General features: G+C 70.8%; 14 protein-coding genes. 11 read left to right on the top strand and 3 right to left on the bottom strand.

All coding sequences use genetic code 11. The annotated features are described in order from the left end of the window. Positions 1-15 precede the first annotated feature (15 nt). Positions 16-651 (top strand): hypothetical protein, encoded by a 636-nt coding sequence (locus tag AB0P35_RS33325; protein WP_363518376.1) that lies wholly within the window; start codon positions 16-18, stop codon positions 649-651. 29 nt (positions 652-680) lie between these two features. Here the strand turns inward: AB0P35_RS33325 and AB0P35_RS33320 are convergent, their stop codons facing one another. Both AB0P35_RS33320 and AB0P35_RS33315 read right to left on the bottom strand, forming a co-directional pair. Then, positions 681-938, bottom strand: a complete 258-nt coding sequence (locus tag AB0P35_RS33320; protein ID WP_363518374.1) for a hypothetical protein — start codon at positions 936-938, stop codon at positions 681-683. A 224-nt stretch (positions 939-1,162) separates the two neighbouring features. Beyond that, complete coding sequence (locus tag AB0P35_RS33315) at positions 1,163-1,465, bottom strand: hypothetical protein (RefSeq protein WP_363518372.1); 303 nt, start codon at positions 1,463-1,465, stop codon at positions 1,163-1,165. Between the two features lie 513 nt (positions 1,466-1,978). Here AB0P35_RS33315 and AB0P35_RS33310 point away from each other — a divergent pair. Next, entirely contained in the window at positions 1,979-2,518 is a 540-nt protein-coding gene (locus AB0P35_RS33310) for a hypothetical protein (protein WP_363518370.1), read from the top strand. A gap of 455 nt (positions 2,519-2,973) precedes the next feature. Here the strand turns inward: AB0P35_RS33310 and AB0P35_RS33305 are convergent, their stop codons facing one another. Continuing rightward, positions 2,974-3,588, bottom strand: coding sequence for a hypothetical protein (locus AB0P35_RS33305; RefSeq protein WP_363518368.1), 615 nt, complete (start codon positions 3,586-3,588; stop codon positions 2,974-2,976). Between the two features lie 185 nt (positions 3,589-3,773). On the opposite strand from AB0P35_RS33305, the gene AB0P35_RS33300 reads away from it, so the two are divergent. The 9 genes from AB0P35_RS33300 (at position 3,774) to AB0P35_RS33260 (ending at position 16,052) form a co-directional block, all read left to right on the top strand. After that, entirely contained in the window at positions 3,774-4,289 is a 516-nt protein-coding gene (locus AB0P35_RS33300; RefSeq protein ID WP_363518366.1) for a hypothetical protein, read from the top strand. Then, on the top strand, positions 4,289-6,754 hold the full coding sequence (locus AB0P35_RS33295) for an ATP/GTP-binding protein (RefSeq protein WP_363518364.1): 2,466 nt from the start codon (positions 4,289-4,291) through the stop codon (positions 6,752-6,754). The genes AB0P35_RS33300 and AB0P35_RS33295 overlap by 1 nt, the downstream gene beginning before the upstream one ends. Then, positions 6,751-7,695, top strand: coding sequence for a replication-relaxation family protein (locus tag AB0P35_RS33290; RefSeq protein WP_363518362.1), 945 nt, complete (start codon positions 6,751-6,753; stop codon positions 7,693-7,695). The genes AB0P35_RS33295 and AB0P35_RS33290 overlap by 4 nt, the downstream gene beginning before the upstream one ends. Before the next feature lie 34 nt (positions 7,696-7,729). Further along, the gene (locus AB0P35_RS33285) at positions 7,730-9,073 is read left to right on the top strand and encodes a ParB/RepB/Spo0J family partition protein (protein WP_363518360.1); all 1,344 of its coding nucleotides are present in this window, start codon (positions 7,730-7,732) and stop codon (positions 9,071-9,073) included. Next, positions 9,073-10,179: a DUF4417 domain-containing protein gene (locus AB0P35_RS33280; RefSeq protein ID WP_363518358.1), complete on the top strand. Its 1,107-nt coding sequence runs from the start codon at positions 9,073-9,075 to the stop codon at positions 10,177-10,179. Before AB0P35_RS33285 ends, AB0P35_RS33280 begins: the two co-directional genes overlap by 1 nt. Positions 10,180-10,258: 79 nt before the next feature. Beyond that, positions 10,259-10,660, top strand: a complete 402-nt coding sequence (locus AB0P35_RS33275) for a hypothetical protein (RefSeq protein WP_363518356.1) — start codon at positions 10,259-10,261, stop codon at positions 10,658-10,660. Continuing rightward, positions 10,660-13,269: a hypothetical protein gene (locus AB0P35_RS33270; protein WP_363518354.1), complete on the top strand. Its 2,610-nt coding sequence runs from the start codon at positions 10,660-10,662 to the stop codon at positions 13,267-13,269. Before AB0P35_RS33275 ends, AB0P35_RS33270 begins: the two co-directional genes overlap by 1 nt. Positions 13,270-13,274: 5 nt before the next feature. Beyond that, the gene (locus AB0P35_RS33265) at positions 13,275-15,542 is read left to right on the top strand and encodes a hypothetical protein (RefSeq protein WP_363518352.1); all 2,268 of its coding nucleotides are present in this window, start codon (positions 13,275-13,277) and stop codon (positions 15,540-15,542) included. Between the two features lie 27 nt (positions 15,543-15,569). Next, entirely contained in the window at positions 15,570-16,052 is a 483-nt protein-coding gene (locus AB0P35_RS33260) for a hypothetical protein (protein WP_363518350.1), read from the top strand. Positions 16,053-16,160 lie beyond the last annotated feature (108 nt).

Genomic DNA, 16,160 nt, shown 5'->3' with positions numbered 1-16,160 from the left:
CGAGGAGCGAAAATCATGACCAACCGCCCGGCTCCCCGCAGCGCCCGCTTTCCGTTCATCGCCTCGGCCTCGCTGCTCGCCCTCGCGGCCACTTTGCTGCTCCTCCCCAGCGGGCAGACCCAGGGCCGGGCTGCGCTGCCCGTCGCGCCGTCCATGCAACCCGCCGCCGGCCCGGGCGCCCAGAGCGTCCCAGTTGTGCAGGCGTCCCGCGCGACCTCGTCCACACCCGCGGCACGCAGCGCCTCGCCCAGCGCTCCCCGGACCGCGCCTGCCGACCTGCTCGCTGGCGACATGCCCGACGGCTACCTGCAGCAAGTCCTCGAGCAGACCCAGCCGGCCGATCTCCCCGCGGCGCAGGAGAAGCAGCTCGTCGCCATGGCCGACCAGGTCCTCCTCGCCGACCTCACCGGCCAGGGCCGTTCCGCCTTCCCCGCCTACTTCGGCGGCCGAGCCGCCACGGCCACCTGGTCGCACGTCCGCGTCCAGGCCGGCATCGCCCGCCGTCACACCGGCAGCAACAGCCAGATCGACGCCCACCTGGTGTACGCCGGCACCGACCCGGGCGGGCGGGCACAGGAGCGCCAGACGATCACCATCATGCTTGCCCAGGCCTCCGGCGGCAGCAACTGGCAGCCGGTCAGCGCGCCGTAGCAGCGGCTCGTGGGCCTAGTACTGCAGTACTAGGATGCGACCTGCTGCGGCTTGCAGCTGCAGCCGTCGGCGACGCAGTGGCAGCGAAGGTCGGGCGTCCCGCCTTCGGTGTACAAGCCGCCCAGGCACGCGTGGTGCGCGCCGAGCTGGCACTCCGCGGTGACGTACCGGCCGCCGAGCCCGAGGTCGAAGTCGACGACCAGGTCGACGGTCTCCCGGTGCGGCGGCCGGATCCCGGCCTGGACATGCCGGACGTCGGGGCACATGATCTGCTGCGACCCAGTCATGACTTCCCCCTGTGGCGGGCGCAGGCGACGACGGCCCAGCCGAGCATCCCGCCGGATTCGGCAGCCTCGCTGTAGACGTGACCGTCAGGGAGGAGCGGGCCGGCGTGCGGGCCGCTGTGCCAGCAGGCCCGCTCGTGCAGTTGGTCATCGTTGAGGCCGTCCGAGGACGGGACCTCGGCGCGAGGGCGTGTCGTCAGAGGAGCGGCAAGAGCTTGTTGCCAGCCTCAGCTACCACTCGCATGACTCGTCACATCGGCGAGGGCGGCGGCTGCCGACTTGATCTCAGCGACGCCCTTGCCGACCGCCGCCGTGTCGCCGTCACTGAAACCGCCGTTGCAGTCCATGTAACCCTGGTGAAGGGTGGTGAGGGCAGAACCCCAGGAGCTCTGCGCCTGCGGGTCAGGTACCGGCGCATACGCCTGCGCTCGGCTGACGTCCGCGGTGAGTTGTAGGCAGTCCGTGTTGACCATGTCGCTGTCGTGGCTGTCGTCGTCCGTGGACACGTTGTTGATGTCACTGGTCAGCATGGCGATCAGGTCCTTACCGCCGCTCTGATACCAGGACCTCACGGAGGCTCCCGAGGTCTGCGCCGCACTTGGGGCTGCCGCAGGGGAAGACTGCGAGATGGTGGGACTGCTCGGCGCTGCGGTCGGCTGCTTGGCCGGAGCGGCTGATGAAGTGTTGCCAGAGGAGCAGCCTGCGAGGGCGAGTCCGGCGAAAATGATTGCGGCGGCGGTGTGGCGGCGCATCGGGAGGGCTTCCTTAGCTGGATGGCGCGGACTCTCAGCCTGGCAGTTTCAGCTTCCCAGCCGCCAGGTCGTGACCCTCCCGTTACGGCTTGAACGCACTCGCTGCCATCGATGGGCACGCGGCCGTTCACATGAGTCAGAAGGCTGTCGACCTGACACCTCGGGAGTTTTCGCATCGAGGTAGTTCCCCTTGCCCCCGTCTCCGGGTAACGAACCGGCCCTCCCAGCCGGTAACACGTCGCGTACTGACAGCATGTGGCGCAGCATTCCACCCGGCACGAAGGAACCCCTGTGCGACCCGCAACCCTCATCGTGGCAGCCGCCCTCCTCACCGCGACCGCCTGCAGCAGTTCGTCCTCGCCCGCGGCGGCGCCCGCCGGCCCCGGCACCGCCCCGGCCAGTGCCGCCGCCACGACCGACGCCCCGAAGACTGCACCGGCCAAGGACGCCACCGCCGTCCTCGCCACCCTCGTCGCAGCCGTGAAGACCGCCAAGCAGGGCACCGTCGTCACCGAAGCCACCGACGGCAACCACCTGCTCGGCCGGCCCGGCCAGTACACGTCCAAAGTCACGTTCACGGACTCGCGCGTCAAGGCTGACGACGTCATGAGCAACGACCCGACGGACGTTGGCTTCGGCGGCTCGGTCGAGGTGTTCGCCAACGCCGAGGATGCGAAGAGGCGCGCCGACTACATCCAGGCGATCGTGAAGAGCCTCCCGGCGATGATGGAGTACGACTACGCGCACGGCCCGGTCGTGGTGCGCGTATCGAAGCTCCTCACCCCGTCGCAGGCCGCCGAGTTCGACAAGGCCGCCGCCGCGTTCGGCTGATCCTGGTCACGCGTGTGCCCCGCCGCGAACAGCACGGCGGGGCATAGGCGTTTCAGCGAGCAGCTCGGTTGAGCCGCTCGTCGGCCCCGGGATCAAGCCAGTCCGAGCCGTCTAACGGGTCGGACTGGGGTGCCGGGCGGACGGCCGTGTAGGTCTTGCCGTCTGCCCCAACACAGGCGAGGAAAAGTCCTCACCTGTAGCTGCGAGGTCGTTCCGCACCGTCTTCTGGTCGATTCCAGTTGCCGCAGCGCTTGCGCCGTCCGTAGCCCGTGGCTCCGCGCCATCCTCAACAACCTCATGCAGCACATGCGCGCCGGTCTCTTTTAGCCGACTGACAGAGGGCACCGATGCCGCTGTTTGAGACCGCTGCAATCGAACAGAGCCAGGCAGGCGTGCCTCCCGAAGTGGTGAACAACGGAGCCGCCCAGAGCCGGCCGTTGACCACGTTCGCGGGCTCACTGCCGAAGGTTCTTCGACCAGTCACCCCGAAAGCGATATGCACGGCCGTCACCGGCCTGCTTCAGCCCGCCCGGAACGACGTCATCATGGTACGGGTACTGTTCGGTCACCGCCGCCAACAGGAACGCCAGGAAGCCGCCCTCGAACAGGTCCCACTCCCGCATCGAGTGGAACTTGGCGGCGACCGGCCATCGGTCCGGGTCCGGGCCCTGCATCAGCCAGAAGAAATGGTCGGAGTTGTAGTTGTTGCCCCACTTCAGCACTCCGCCCTCGGCCGGGAACAGCGGATACGGGCACTCCTCGTAGTCCCCGTCCCGGTAGACCTCGGCCAGCCAGGCGCAGTATCCGTAGGGGTCCGTCGTGTTGTATAGGAATCCCTCGAAGCCGGGCGGCTGCCCGGTCTTGGGACTGGGTCCTGCCGATGGTGTGTAGATGTGCAGTTCGTTGCTGATGCTGACCGACCCGTACTGGTTGGCGAACGCCCGGTAGTCCGCGGGCAGCTGGAAGCCGAGGGCCTCGGGCGCGAGCTCCCAGGGGACCGGGACCACGCCGTCCGCAGGCGGGGGCCCGATCACTGTGCCGAGCCGGTCCAGCATCTCCTCGATGTCCACGTCCGCTCCTGTCAGCCGCCCCTGCCGCCGGAGGCTATCCGTACTACGCGGCCACGGCTCGTCAGCACTTCTGAAAGTTCTTCGTCGTCACGGTCACACCGGCTTCCCCGCCGCCATCTATGGAGAGGCGACAGGCCAGCTCCGCCCCGCGCACCGGCGCCGGGCCTTCGGAAGAGGACATCCGCATGACCGTCGTCGACGTGATCGACTCCATTCTCGGTGCCGCCTCGCACACCCCTCAGCTCGCGCAGTCCGCCGGGACGGCCGTGGCGGCCAATCTCCCCGGCATCGTCCTGGTCACCGTGCCGGTGCTGCTCCTGCTCGCTGCCGGGCAGATGCTGCTGGCCCGCCGCGCGCTCGCCGACCGGGCCGGCGTGGAGTTCCTGCCTCGACCCGGCTTCGACCCGGGAGAGGAGGACATACTGCGCTTCGTCCACCAGCTCGCCCGCGCGCAGGCGAGCGCCTCCCGCTGGCATCTGACACCCCGCAGGGCCACCGCGGTGCGAGTCCGCCTGACCTCGAGCGGCGGGCCGCCCTCCTACCGGGTGGAGGCTCGAAGCCGCACTCTGGCCCTGATCAGCCGTCACGCTTACGTCGGCTGCGAGCTGCGTGACCCAGAGCGGGAGCTGACCGCCGCCTCGGGCGTCACCATCACCTTCGAGGGCCCGGCAGACCTCGAGACGACCGGGGTGGCCGCCTGATGAGCAGCAGCCGGTCCAACGTCATCTCCCTGGCCAAGCGCCGCAGCCCTAAGGACGAGTCCCCCACCAGGCTTGGCGTGATACCCGCCGACGCACCGGAGGAGGCCGGCGTAGGTCCTCGCCCGGAGTTCGTCGCCCGCGCCGAGCTCACCCTGGCCATGCCCGACCACCTCGGACTGCGGCGGGTTCCCCTGCGGCCCGATCCCCTGCAGGGCATCACCGCGGCGCTGAGCTCGGTGAACCAGGAGGACGGGGAGCGGGCGGATGTCGTGCTCGACCTGGTCCCCGTCACCGCCGAGCAGCTCAACCGCCGGCGCAAGCAGCTGCTCCGTTCTGGCCGCCGCGGCCGCGGCGCCGAGCCGATCCTGCCCGGCATGCCGCACGGCGGCCGCGGGTCGCTCGACCTCGGCGGCGTGATGGCGCAGGTGGCGCGAGAGGTGAAGCAGTCCGGCTCCTCCGCCGGCGGGCGCGGCGGTGCCGGCGTCTCCAGTGAGGGCTTGTCGGTGCGTGCCGACATGACCGCGGTGCTGGGCAAGTACATGCCGCACGAGCCGAAGGAACCGGTCTTCGCGTTCCAGCTGCTGGTGCGGGCCTCGTCCCGGGTCGAGGGCCGGGAGCGGATGCTTCTGGACGAGATCATCACGGCGCTGGAGGTCTGGAGCGGCGACAACCAGTGGAAGGAGGTCGGCCTCAACCTCCTCGTGCACCGGGTGGGGGCCGACTCGGTGCTGTACCGGCACCAGTTCGACCGGCGGTTCGCCACCGGGGAGTTCTCCCCCCGCGGCCGTCGGCGCTGGGTCAACGGCTCGGAGATCGCCGGACTCCTCAAGCCGCCCACGGTCCACAACGCGCACGCCAAGCTACCGGACGCGAGCGTCCCGCTGCCGCCTGGGGACCTGGTCGAGTACACCGGCCAGCGGGACCTGCTGCCGCTGGGCTTCGCCACCGGGGCCGACGGCCGGGAGTTCCTGGTCGGCGTGCCGCTGCGGTGGGTGCTGTTCGGCCTGTTCCTGGGCAAGTCCGGCTACGGCAAGACGGAGATGTCCCTGATCCAGGCGATCGCGCTCGCGCACAGCGGCCAGGGAGTGATGTTCCTCGACCCGCACGGCGACGGCTGGGGCAAGGCGAAGCGGTTCCTGTCCCACGAAGGGCTGTACGAGCGGCTGTGGGAGATCGACCTGTCGATCACCGACCCGGAGGCGATGGTCGCGTCCTGGAACCCGCTGTCGATGCAGGGCCGGCGGGCGAAAGACATCCCGAAGGTGGTCGGAGCGATCGTCGACTCCTTCTCCTCCGCGCTGAACTGGGGGGACAGCAGCGGCCGCGCGAAGACGATCCTGACCCGCTCGGTGCAGTCCCTCGCCTACCTGTCGTACAGGTTCGCCGAGGCCGGCCACCCGGAGCTCGCGCCGACGGTCTTCCAGATCCAGACGATCCTCATGGACGAGGACTGGCGCAAGCTCGTCGTCTCCTACCTGCCGCCCCGCCTCCAGGCCTTCTGGCGCAACAGCTTCCCCAAATACCCCGGCGAGGCCGCGCCGGTGGTCACGAACATCATCGAGCGTCTGGACAGCAGCGATGCGCTGAAGGCGTTCCTCGGCTCGCCGGAGTCGACGTACGACATCCGGCGGGCGATGGACGAGGGGAAGATCGTGTTCATCTGCCCGGAGGGCAGCAGCGACACCGACCGGATCATCTCGTGCTTGTTGATCTACGACCTGTTCCGGGCCGGCCTGTCGCGCCGCAACATCCACCCCTCGCAGCGCCGGGCGTTCTGGACGTTCATCGACGAGCTCACCGCGGTGGACGGCGCCTCCAAGGGCCACCTGGCCGCGATCACCGAGCAGCTGCGCAAGTACATGGTCAAGCTGCTGGCGATGACGCAGATGATGCAGCGTCTGACCCCGACCACCCGGGCCGGCCTGCTGCAGAACCTGTCGATCCTGTCGACCACCGCGGCCGACGTCGAGGAGGCCGCGCTGGTCACCAAACGGTGGGGCGGGGCGGTCGACCCGAACACCGTGGTCAAGCTGCAGCCCTACCACTACGTGATGTCCGTCAACCGGGGCAGCGGCATGTCCGACCCGTTCCGGGTGCGGGGCGCCAGCGTCGAGGAGGCGTACGCCCTCTACGACAACCCCGACGGCGCCGGGCGTCTGCAGGAGGCGCTGAACACCAACCTGAAGCGGCGCCCCGTCGGGCAGATCCTCGCCGAGCTGGAGACCCTCGACGAGCGGATCTTCGACGGCGTCAACCAGTACCTGATCCCGGTCAGGGTCTCCGCGCGGGTGGCCGCAGCCGGCGACATCGAGTCCGAGCCCACCGACCGGCCGCGCCGGCAGCCTCCCGGCCGAACCGGGGGCGCGCCCGGCAGCGCGATCGCGACCGCGGCCGTCGACCCCGAGCAGGCGCAGTACGACCGCCCCGACGACGCCGACGAGGCATGGAGCACTGATCTGGGATGAACGCCGCCACCCTGCACCGCCCCGCAACGATGACTCGCCTCGCCCAGCAGGCCATGACCGTGCTGTACCAGCACCGGCTGATGTCCACCCAGCAGCTGCACCGCCTCCTCCAGCCCCAGGCGCAGCGGCCCGTCTATCTGCTGGACCAGCTCAAGCGTCTGGAGGGCGCCGGGCTGGTCGAGCGGGTGCGCGCGCTGCACCGCAACCCCCGCCATGCCCGGTTCCTGTGGTTCCTGACCGAGGACGGCTACCTGCACATGGACGGCTCGCAGGAGAGCGTCACCCGCCAGCACCGCACCACCACCGCCACCGCGACCGGGCCCCGCCAGGCGCACACCCTGGCGGTGAACGAGGTCGGCATCGCGATGGTGGAGCACGCGCGGAACGCGGGCCACGAGTGCGGGCCGCTGGACTGGATGCCGGAGGTCGCTCACCGGATGCGGGACGGCCAGCGGCGCTTCGAGGACGACCACGTCATCTCCGACGCCGTCCTGGACTACACGCACGTCGCCGGCGACGGCCGGCGCACGCTGCTGCGGGCCTTCGTCGAGCTGGACCGCTGCACGATGACCGTCACCCGGCTCGCGGACAAGGTCGCCGCGTACGGGCGGTACTACGACTACATCCCGCAGGAGCACGACCGTGTCCGCCGCCGCCCGGCCGGGAGCCGGCCCGCCTGGCAGAGCACCTACTCCCGTTTCCCGCGGCTGCTGATCGTGCTGGACCATCCGTCCCAGCGCGTCCTGGGTTCCCGCACCAACGACCTCGGCGCGCTGACCGGCGCCAACCCCGGCCTGTCGGCGCTGGCGGCGCAGCTGTCCGTCGGCGTGACCACGCTGGCCAAGCTCCGGGAGCAGGGGCCGTTCGCCCCGATCTTCAAGCCGCTGCTGCGCAACCAGCCGCCCACCGACATGTTCCTGCGTCCGCAGGCCGAGAGCTGAGCACCAGCACCACCCGTACAAGGAGGGCAGCACCGTGACGACGACCAGCGATCTCAGCCCCGACCTCGCGCCCGCCTCCGCCGGCGTCAGCATGATCCACCTGGCGGAGATCCTCCAGCGCCACACCCGCCTGGCGCAGCGGCGGTTCGTGATGCTGCCGTTGCGCGGGCCGGGCAGCGCCTACACCGAGCCTCAGGGCCGGCAGCCGGGCGATGCGACCGCGCCGGTCGAGCTCGCCGACCTGATCTCCTCCATCAGCGAGGTCGGGCTCCTGGAGCCGGTGCTCGTCGAGGAGACGCCGAGCGCCGGCGGCGGCGCGCCGGCCATGCGGCTGGTCTCCGGGGAGCGCCGGCTGCGCGCCATGCGCTGGGGCGCCCTGCACCTCGAGGAGAACCCGCACTTCGCGGCCATCCCCGCCATCGTGTGCCCCGGCCCGCTGTCGGACGAGGAGCGCAGCACCTGGCGGTTCGTGGAGAACTTCGCCCGGGAGGACCTCAAGCCGGCCGAGCAGGCCGTCGCGCTGATGTACCAGCGCTGTGCGGTCCTGGTCGGCAAGCTGCTGCGCGCCGGGAAGCCCGTGCCGCGTGAGGTCTACGAGATCACCGACGCGGTCGAGCGGTTCCAGGCCCTGGAGAAGATCCGCAGCGGGGATCGAAGCTGCGCGGCTCCGTGGAGCGAGGTGCTCACCCGGCTCGGCCTGCAGCTGAGCGAGCGCAAGGCGATGGAGCTCGTGCGCGCCTTCCGCGAGTTGCCGCGGGACCTGAGCGAGGAGATGGACGAAGCGGGTGTCCGGCTCAACACGCGGATCCGCTACGCCCGGCTGCAGCGCGGCCGCGCGGACGCCGCGGCCGGGATCTGGGCCTCCCTCAAGAACACCGGCCGGCTCCACCTGCTGCCGAGCGCCGTCGACATCAGCCTGGCCGAGCCGGACCTCGACAACGTCGATGCCATCGTCGACGCCGCCGGCGCGCGGTTCGACAACGCCAACGCCGGCCGGCGGGCGAAGCTCAGCCGTATCCCCGCCGGCGAGGAAGCGAACGGGCAACACGGCGACAAGGCGGAAGACCTCGAGCCGGCCGACAGCGCGACCACGCAGTCCTCCTCGCGCGCCGCCGATGCGCCGGCCGCTGCGCCCGGGCCGGACGGTGAACCGTCCGGAGTCCAGACCTCGGGCACGCCGACGGAGCAGCGGCCGCTGGTCGACCAGGCCGTCGTCCGCGCCACGCTCGACTCGCTGCGCTCGCTGCTCGCCGACCTGCGCACCGGCCACGACCTCGGCCGCTACGACCAGGGGTCGCTGCGCCTGGCGCTGCGCGAACTCGAACCGTTCCTGGCCGCCGACACCACCGCACCCGCTTCCCAGGAGGTAGCAGCCTGATGCCCGGCATCTCCCTGCCCATGCCCACCGTCGGAGTTCCGCTGCCCGGCCGCGGCTGCGACTGCACCCGCTGCGCGTTCTGGATGGGCCCGGACGGCCGCGGCGGGCCGGCCACCGTCGAGCCGCTGTGCTCGGGCAGCAACGCCGACTGCAGCTACTGCGGCTGCGCGGCCACCGAGGCCGGCGCCCCTGCGGGTGCCTGCGGCAGCTGCCCGATCCGCTGCGGCTCCCGGACCGACATCGCCGCCTGGATGCACGACGTCGGCGGCACCCTCGCCTTCGACGACCTGAGCGTCGAGGGCGAGCTCCCGCGGCTGCCCTCGTTCATCCCCATGACCGACGGCAGCTCCATCACCGCGCTGGACGCCAGCCTGCGCTGGCCCGCGTACGGCGTCGGCCTGCGAAGGGTCTTCAGCCCCGACACCCACACCATCTACCCGCGCTTCGCCGGCAAGGACGCGCGCCAGGTCCTCGGGCTCGGCGAGCAGCAGAAGGCGGTGCTGGTCGGCTACGGCGAGGATCCGCTGGTGGAGGCGTTCTGGTCCTATCGGCGCCGTGACGGCCTGGTCGAGGAGCTCGCCTCGCAGAACTGGGACGTGATCCTGTCGCCGAACTACTCGATCTACGGCAACTGGCCGCGGGTCGAGCACCTGCTGAACATGCGCCGGTGCCTCATGATCGCGCAGGAGTTCCACGAGGCCGGCGCCGTGGCGGTGCCGAACGTGTACTGGTACCGGCTGGAGGACCTGGAGCGCTACCGCTCCTGGTTCGACGACGTCCCCGCTCCCGGCATCGCCGTGAACCTGCAGACCGTTCGCGAGAACAGCAACTGGGATTCCTGGGCGCTGCCGGGCCTGTACTGGCTGGCGGAGAACCTTCCCGAGGACCTGCCGGTGCTGCTCACCGGCCTGTCCCGAGCCGACCGCATCGCCCAGGCCGTCGCGCTGTTCGGCGACCGGCTGACCCTGATCAGCCAGAACCCCCACCAGTACGCGCTGCACGGCGCGGTGATGACGGCGAACGGGCGTGAGGACATCCACGCGCGGCCCGGCGATGCCTTCGCCGTGACCGTCCGGTACATGTCCTCGCTCCTGCCGCGACGGTGACTCGAGAAAACGTCCCGGTCGCGGTCACACCGCGTCCTTGGCCGCCATCTATGGAGGGGCGAAGAGGAAAGGAGTCCCGATGTCACAGCCCCACTCTGCGCCCGCGGCCACCGGCCCGGCCCCCGGCGAGAGCACCGACCAGTGGCGCCTGGCCGTGCTGTCGGTCTGGCACCCGGCCCTCGGCGCGCCCCTGGACCCGGTGGCGGTCGTCGGCCTGGACCTGCGCCCCGGCGCCCAAGCCCCGGTGCACCTCGCGTGGGTGCCGCTGGCCTTCGAGGCCGCCGACCCGTGGCGCGAGCTGCTGGCCGGCGGCGTCACCGCGGAACTGCTGGATCATTGGGCCGGGCAGCACACCACGGTGGCCGTCGACTTCGTCGACGTGCCCGAGGGCGCCGTCGACCTCGCTCACGCCGCCGGGCTCGTCCTCGACGAGCTCCTCGCCGAGGTGCTGCCGAACCTCCCCGAGCGAGGGGAGGGCTGATGGGCACCAACTCCAAGGCCAGCCACCAGAGCTACACCGTCGCCCCGGCCGGCGCAGACGGCTCGGACGACAACGCCCAGCCCGGAAGCGGTGAAGCCGTCAGCGAGGAGTACGTGCAGGCGGCCGCCAACTTCGTCCTGGCCACGGAACTCGCCCAGCTCATCGGCGTCGGCGGGGTCCAGGACCACGAGGTCCTCCTGGACGTCCCCGACGACCCGGTCGAGAAGTTCGACCAGTTCGCCGAGCAGATCAAAGCCGCCCGCGAGGCGGTGGAGGCCATGAAGGCCGCCGGCGCCTCGGACGAGGAGATCGCCGAGAAGCTCAAGGAGATCAAGGCGGCCTCCCTGGCGTACCTCGCCGCGCTCCCGGCTGAGGAGCTTGGGCAGATCGCCGCGGCAAAGGGCTTCGAGCACCCGGCGCTCGTCGGCCTGTCCGGCAAGGGGCAGCACCCGCTGGTGCACTGGCTCGATCCGGCCTACGACCCGGACATCAAGTCCAAGGCCGCGATCCAGGCCGCCGCCCACAAGCGCTACCAGCAGCTGCTGGCCGGCGAGACCTACGGCGGGCTGACGCTGGCGGATGTCCACCAGCTCGAGGGCACACCGATGCCGTATTCGGGCGGCGGCTGGCAGGCGACGCCGGAGCAGGTCCAGCAGGCCCAGGCCGCGTTCGCCGCGGCCATGGCCGGGTTGCCGGCCAAGCCCGTCGACGTGAACGGCGAGCAGCTGGCGGCGCTGTTGAAGGCCGAGCGGCACCTGGCCGGCGCCGAGTGCCCCGAGATGGGCGACGAGCTGCAGGCGGCGAAGGCCAAGGCCCACCAGGACGTCGACGCCTACCTGGACAAGGCCTGGGTGAAGGCCCACAACACCCAGCTCGCGGCCAAGGACGCGATCGACGCCGGACTGATCACCGAGCAGGAAGCCGGCCTGGTGACCGGGCACCAGCTGGTCAAGCTGATCCGTCCGAACACCGACGCCGCCACGCTCGACCTGGTCAAGGAGGGCATCGCGAAGCGGCAGGCTCAGCTCGGCGCCCTCGACACCGCGATGAGCGGCCACCTTCAGATCGGCAAGGACACCACCGGTGCGCTCACGCTCGCCCCTCTGGGGAAGGGGACGCCGGAGCAGCACGGGGAGGCGGTCAAGACCGCGGCCGAGTGGGCAGCCAGCACCGGCAAGCTGTACGACGCGCAGATGACGGTCAAGGCCTGGGCAGGCCACATGGCGCTGCCGCCGGCCGATCTGACAGCGCAGCATCCCGGGCTGGACAAGGACAACTTCGTCAACCCGTACAAGGAGACGGAGGCGTTCAACGCGTGGGCGAAGCAGCAGAAGCTCGCCCACCTGCGTGAAGTCGCCGAGGAACTCGGCATGACCGCGGCCGGCAAGGCCTCCCGGGCGCACGTGCAGAAGTTCATCACCGGCCACCTCCACCCCGGCTTGGACCCGTCGCAGGTCAACTTCGCCGCAGAGCAAGCGGAGAAGAAGAAGGCTGCCAAGGCCGCGCAGGCCGCGGCGGCTCCGCCCGCGCCGACGGCTCCTGCAGCCCCTTCCGTCGCCGCGCCCGCAACCTCGCCAACGGGCACGGGGCCCACGCTCACCGGCGCCCCGACCAAGCCTGTCCCGAAGCCCGTCGGCCCCAAGCCGGCAACCCCCGCAGCGCCCAAAGGTGCGTTCGCGGCGAAGAACAAGGCGCTGGTCGCGGCGCTGCAGATGGCCGGCGCCAACGCCTCCGATCTGCCCAAGCGCGTCGAGTCCACGCAGGTCGAGGCGATGTCGTTCGGGCCGGCGCAGTCTGCGGCGCTCGGCGGCGCGCACAGCAAGACCCTGCACCAGGGCCCGGACGGGGGGATGTGGCTGTTCAAGCCGGACAAGCAGGCCGGCGGTGCCCGCGCGGCCGCGGAGGCAGCGGCCTCCCATGCTCTGGACCTGGGCGGCGTCCCCTCGGTGCCGGTCTACCAGAAGACGATCGGCGGCCAGCCCGGCTGCATCCAGCCGATGGTCAAGGGCGCAAAGACGCTCGGTGGCAGTCCGTCCTCCTGGACGCAGGGCCAGGTGGACTCCATCGTGCGCTACCACGTCGGCGCCTGGCTGGTCGGCGACCACGACGGCCACGCCCAAAACATGCTCGAGACGCCCTCGGGCGGCCTGGTCAACATCGACCGCGGTCAGGCCTTCAAGTTCTTCGGCCAGGACAAGCTCGACCTCGGCTACGCCCCGAACAGCGGGTACGGCTCCGTCCCGGTCCAGCAGCAGCTGTACTCGGCGTTCATGGGCGGCAGCCTGGCCGCAGGGGTGAAGGTGAACCCGGCCGTCGCCCACCCGGTCATCAAGTCCTTCGAGGCGATCCCGGACGCGCAGTGGAGGGCCGTGCTCCACGACACCGCCCACCAGGGCGCGAAGGCGGGTCTGCACTGGGTTCCGAAGATGCGGGCCCGCGCCGCCAAGCAGCACGGCATCCCCTCAGCTCAGGTGACGCACACGCAGATCGCCGAGGCGTTCCTGGACCACGCCTGCGAACGCAAGGCGACGCTGCGCGGCGACTTCGCCGACTTCTTCACCAAGCAGCTGAAGCTGTCCTCCGCCGCCGCCCTCAAGCACGGGAGCTGACCTCGATGGGAACGAACTCCAAGTCCACGCACCAGTCGTACACGGTCGCCCCGTCTACTGCGGCAACCCTGGACCCGCCGGCACCTGCGGCCGTGGCCGAGCAGCCCGGCCCGGCCGAGGCGGCCCAGCTGATCGCGGACCTGTTCAACGCGCCGTTCGGAGGCGAGGCCGGCGCCGCGATGCCGCAGCCGATGGCCGGCTTCGAGATGCCCGCGGCGCCCGCCGAGCCGCCGGCAGCGACCGGCGGCGGGACGGCACGGACCACGGACGAGCCACCGGCGCCCGGCGAAGACGCCTGGGATCCGGTCGAGCCACCGCCGGCGGCCGTGCCGGACGGGCTGGAGGGCGCCGAGGGGCCGGGAGCCGCCGGAGGGGAGATGCCCGCCAGGCGAGAGCCCAAGAAAGAGGAGGAACCAGAGGAACCAGTTGAGGAGGAGGATCCGGCCGAACAACCGCTCACGCCGGTGCCGGAGGCCCCGACCAAGGGACTGGCGATCGGTGAGCCGGTCCTGGTCGGCGGCGCCGACTTCCTCAACTCAGCAGCCACCCTGGTCTCCTACGACTCCGCCGACGGCACCCCCCGCGAGGTGCTGCTCGCCCACGTGAACGAGGAAGCCGAGGAGAAGCTCCTGGACGCGCTCGCGCTGTCCGAGGAGAAGCTCGTTCCGGTGCAGGTCACCAAGGAGGTCACCGGCCGGCTGGAGCTCGACGAGCAGGCCAACCTGCACGAGCTCGTCGCCCAGGCGGCGAAGTCGGTGAACCATAAGCTGAAGAACGGCATGGACGTCCCGCAGTCCACCCACGACAAGATCACGGTTGCTGTCAACGCCGTCGCCACGGCCGCCCAGGGCGCCACCGCCGACGAGGCGGTCATGACCGGTTACTACCTGGAGCAGCTGGAGACGATCGCCGAGAAGGCGAAGCCCGGGCTGGGCGATCAGACCTACGCCGACGGCGGGAAGATCCCCATGGTGACCCCCTACCTGCACACCGGCCTGGCCACCGTCACCGAGATGGTGCCCGCACCGGCCGAAGACCCCAAGCCGGGACAGCTCTCGGCGAAGCTCCGCGACGCCAGCCGGATCAACGCCTCCCTGGACCCGGCCACCGGCGAGGCCTCCTGGAACGGGGAGTCCCGCACCAAGGCGACGGGCAAGGAGTACCTCATCGACATGGGCGACGGCTGGAGCGCGGTGTACCGGCCCTACGGCCTCAACCAGCCCGGGAAGACCGAGTTCAGCATGCGCGGCCAGCTCGAGGTCCACGCCCCCGCCGGGGCCGGCCACGGGCCCGAGCTCGTCTCCCGGCTCGAGCAGCTCCACCTCGCGAACAAGCCGATGACGGCCAGCGAAGGCGAGTGGACGTACCTCGCCAACAACATCAAGGCACAAGGCCTGGCATCGAACCCACAGGTCAAGGAGGCGATGGAGGTCGCGAGAGGGCTGGAGGACCTTCAGGTCCAGGAGCTCTTCCACACGCACGCGCACGAGGCCGTCGGCATGGACGAGGCCGGCCTGTCGGCGTTCGCGAAGAAGCTCCAGCTGCAGGCCGCCCACGACGTCCTGCCCAAGCGCGTCGCCGTGGTCCGCGACGCCGTGGGCCAGGCCGCCGGCTTCGCCGACGGAGCCGCGCTGAGCGCGAGTCCCGGCTACCAGCCGACCCCGACCAAGTCGGGTGGGTGGCTGACATGGAGCCGCTTCGACGTCACCGGCAACCCCGAGGCCTTCACCAGCGCCTGGCGGGGGCGCAGCCTCGTGCACGGCATGGGCGGCGGAGACGTCACCACCCTGTTCGCGACGGGAGTGCTCGCCTCCACCGAGCGCCGCGCCGTCATGGGCACGAGCAAGGGCGTCGGCATGAGCGAGAGCCAGGACAAGTTCTCCGGCGGCGCCAACAGCGTCTTCCTGCGCGTCAAGGACAAGCCGACCGGAGGCGGCATCGGCCACGGTGTCCGTCTGGTCTGGGACGACCCGGCGGTGCTGATGAAGCGCAGCGACTACTACGCCTACAACGGCGACCACTTCGGCACGCTGCACACCGCCAACGGGAAGAGCACCTCCGGGCAGACCAGCGACCCGATGAAGATCGCGAAGTTCAGCTCCGGCTCCAACGAGGTGATGTTCAGGGACGGCATCGACCTGCTCGGCTCGGAGGCGCCCAGTCGTGTCCTGTGCGGCAGCGCGGACACCCGCGACAAGCTCCTGAAGTTCTTCGCCGACAAGAAAATCACCCACCTCGGCGGCAAGCCCGTCACCGACGTCGTCGGCATCTGACCCCCCACCCACGGAAGGGACAACACCATGAACACCTGGACCAACCAGCTCACCGCCCTGCTCGAAGGCGCCCACACCGCCACCGGCGATCCACTCGACGCTGGCGCCCAGATCGTCGTCACCAACCCGGACGGCACCGAGGCCTTCCGGGCCGCGCTCGCCCGTCACTGGCGCCAGGACGAGGACGACGCCAACCTGCTGTGGATCCGGCCAGTCGTGGGCGGGGGGCCGTCCCCCGACCCGGAGTTCGGCTACGTCTTCAATCTCAGCCTGGCCCGGCGACGCGCCCTGCACTGGCACACCGCCGACGTCGACGACCGCGGCCGCGTCGTCCTGCGTCTGGCCGCCTCCGGGGGCGGCAAAGGCCAGACCGCCCGAATCGAGCCGGCCAGCGGAGCGGAACTAGAGGAGCTGGCGCGCTGGGACACCTTCGTCGACCTGCTCTCCCCGCAGGAGGAGCACGCCCTGGCGGAGCTGGCCGAGGACAGCTGGAGCGGACGCTTCGCTTGACATCCTCCCCGTCCTGAAGGACTCCGTTGGGAAATCCGCAAAGCGGTGATGGCGGATGGTTCCGGCTGCCAGGATCGGGCTTGTTGTCGGTCAAGGGGGTCGGGTGTC

Origin of the sequence: Kitasatospora sp. NPDC085879, from assembly GCF_040686255.1 — a bacterium.
In the GTDB taxonomy this organism is placed as follows: Bacteria; Actinomycetota; Actinomycetes; order Streptomycetales; family Streptomycetaceae; genus Kitasatospora.
This window is presented reverse-complemented; position numbering and strand designations above follow the sequence as displayed.